General features: G+C 51.5%; 2 rRNA genes. Both read right to left on the bottom strand.

What is annotated here, in order from left to right:
- Positions 1-1,430 (bottom strand): 23S ribosomal RNA (locus ACFQY8_RS08045); the annotation flags it as partial.
- Between the two features lie 378 nt (positions 1,431-1,808).
- Positions 1,809-2,443: ribosomal RNA gene (locus tag ACFQY8_RS08040) — 16S ribosomal RNA — on the bottom strand; the annotation flags it as partial.

Here is a 2,443-nt window from a genome sequence, read left to right as displayed (position 1 = left end):
TGTCGGCCTCGCCTTAGGACCCGACTCACCCAGGGACGATGAACGTGGCCCTGGAACCCTTAGTCATCCAGCGTGCACGATTTTCACGTGCATTTCGTTACTCATGTCTGCATTCTCACTTGACTACAGTCCACACCAGGTTTACACCAGCGCTTCACCCCAGTAGTCAACGCTCTCCTACCCAACCAGCCTAAAAAAGACTGATTGCCGCGTCTTCGGTGGTGTGCTTGAGCCCCGCTACATTGTCGGCGCGGAACCACTAGACCAGTGAGCTGTTACGCACTCTTTCAAGGATGGCTGCTTCTAAGCCAACCTCCTGGCTGTCTATGCGACTCCACATCCTTTCCCACTTAGCACACGCTTAGGGACCTTAGACGACGATCTGGGCTGTTTCCCTTTCGACAACGAAGCTTATCCCCCGCTGACTCACTGCCAGAAAACACTTCACACGTATTCGGAGTTTGGCTGCTATTGGTACCCACACTGGGCCCGCAAGCATCCAGTAGCTCTACCCCATGGAAACTATAAACTGACGCTGCACCTAAATGCATTTCGGAGAGAACCAGCTATCACGGAATTTGATTGGCCTTTCACCCCTATCCACAAGTCATCGCCCCAGTTTTCAACCTAGGTGCGTTCGGTCCTCCACAAAGTCTTACCCCTGCTTCAACCTGCTCAAGGATAGATCATCCCGCTTCGGGTCTAGGGCATGCAACTCAAACGCCTTTTAAAACTCGCTTTCGCTACGGATCCCCCACACGGGTTAACCTCGCTACATACCACTAACTCGCAGACTCATTTTTCGATAGGCACGCCGTCACCCCGAAAGGCTCCGACGGATTGTAAGCTCACGGTTTCAGAAACTATTTCACTGTCCTCCCGGACTACTTTTCACCTTTCCCTCACGGTACTCGTTCACTATCGGTCACACAAATATATTTAGACTTACCCAACGGTCTGGGCAGATTCACACGAAATTCCTCGGGTATCGTGCTACTTGGGAACACCACTCAGAGACAACGCGTTTTCACCTACGGGGCCATCACCCTCTCCAGCCAGGCATTCAATCCTGTTCAGCTCACACGTCATTTTATCACTCACACCCATCATGTCAGTAATGGAATATGGGTCCCACAACCCCGGCAACGCAACCCCTGACAAGTATCACACGCTACCGGTTTGGTCTGATCCGCTTTCGCTCGCCACTACTCACGGAATATCTTTTCCTGTAGGTACTAAGATGTTTCACTTCCCTACGTACGCCCCCAAAAAACATGGGTACCACGCATTCATACGTGGTGAGTTTCCTCATTCAGAAATCCTCGGATCACAGCTCAGTTGACAGCTCCCCGAGGCTTATCGCAGCCTCTCACGTCTTTCATCGCTCTTGTGTGCCAAGGCATCCACCCTAAGCCCTTACAAGCAATACACTCATAAGCCCTAATCGAATACAATTCCTAGACAACAAATCATCACACTAAAATGATCACAAAACGATCGAACCACAACTCTAAAACAGAGTTCGATTCAATTACAACACAAAACAAATTATTGTCTTGTGCTCGCGTCCACTATCCAGTTCTCAAACCACTACACCACAACCAACCCCAACCAAAAGCATTCAAACTTCTAATCTCGGTTAGAAGGGCACGAATCACCGTGGCGATCCGGGAACCCCAAAAGCATGCCCCACACTACACCAATCTTGATAAATCTTCCACACCAGAACAACCCCAACCCAGTACTCCAGGCTGTATAAAAGGCTGCCAAACTACACCCACAAACCGTGAGCATCAAAATCTCCGTAGAAAGGAGGTGATCCAGCCGCACCTTCCGGTACGGCTACCTTGTTACGACTTAGTCCCAATCGCGGACCTCACCTTAGACGGCTCCCCCTCAAAAGAGTTAGGCCACCGGCTTCGGGTGTTGCCCACTTTCATGACTTGACGGGCGGTGTGTACAAGGCCCGGGAACGCATTCACCGCAGCGTTGCTGATCTGCGATTACTAGCGACTCCACCTTCATGGAGCCGAGTTGCAGGCTCCAATCCGAACTGAGACCGGTTTTAAGAGATCCGCTCCGCGTCACCACATCGCATCTCGCTGTACCGGCCATTGTAGCATGCGTGAAGCCCAAGACGTAAGGGGCATGATGATCTGACGTCATCCCCACCTTCCTCCGAGTTAACCCCGGCGGTCTCTTGTGAGTTCCCACCATAACGTGCTGGCAACACAAGACAAGGGTTGCGCTCGTTGCGGGACTTAACCCAACATCTCACGACACGAGCTGACGACGACCATGCACCACCTGTGAAAACGCTCCGAAGAGAAACCCTATCTCTAGGGCAATCGTTAACATGTCAAGTCTTGGTAAGGTTCTTCGCGTTGCATCGAATTAATCCGCATGCTCCGCCGCTTGTGCGGGCCCCCGTCAATTTCTTTGA

The organism is Alloscardovia venturai (assembly GCF_042676605.1).
Classification (GTDB): Bacteria; Actinomycetota; Actinomycetes; order Actinomycetales; family Bifidobacteriaceae; genus Alloscardovia; species Alloscardovia venturai.
This window is presented reverse-complemented; position numbering and strand designations above follow the sequence as displayed.